Source organism: Duganella violaceipulchra, from assembly GCF_019166075.1.
In the GTDB taxonomy this organism is placed as follows: domain Bacteria; phylum Pseudomonadota; class Gammaproteobacteria; order Burkholderiales; family Burkholderiaceae_D; genus Rugamonas; species Rugamonas violaceipulchra.
The window spans coordinates 1-424 of the sequence record NZ_JAHTGR010000136.1 but is presented as its reverse complement, the minus strand read 5'-3'; the positions used below and the strand labels follow the sequence as shown (position 1 = coordinate 424).

1 protein-coding gene is annotated in these 424 nt (G+C 64.4%); it reads right to left on the bottom strand.

The genetic code is table 11. The features are described 5' to 3' along the window. On the bottom strand, positions 1 to 424 hold a 424-nt coding region (locus tag KVP70_RS33335), incomplete at both ends, for an AMP-binding protein (protein WP_217946722.1).

Genomic DNA, 424 nt, shown 5'->3' with positions numbered 1-424 from the left:
GTTGCCGACAAGGCCCCTTCTTCTGCCCCTGCTTGCGCGATCACGTACGCCACCAGCCGCTTGTCGCCCGGCTGGTCTTCGCGTGCGATCACAATCGCTGCGCGCACGCCTTCGCAGGCCGCCAGCCGGGCTTCGATCTCGCCCAGCTCAATCCGGAAACCACGGATCTTAACCTGGAAGTCGTCCCTTCCTACATACGCGATGTTGCCATCGGCTAACCAGCGGCCCAGGTCGCCGCTCTTGTATAGCCGCGCTTCCGCCTGCGCACTGAACGGATCCGGCAGGAAACGCTCTGCCGTCAACTCCGGCCGATTCAGGTAGCCGCGCGCTACACCCGCCCCGCCGATGTAGATCTCGCCGGTTACTCCCACCGGCACCGGTTGCAGGTGGGCGTCGAGGATGTAGAGTTGGGTGTTGGCGATTG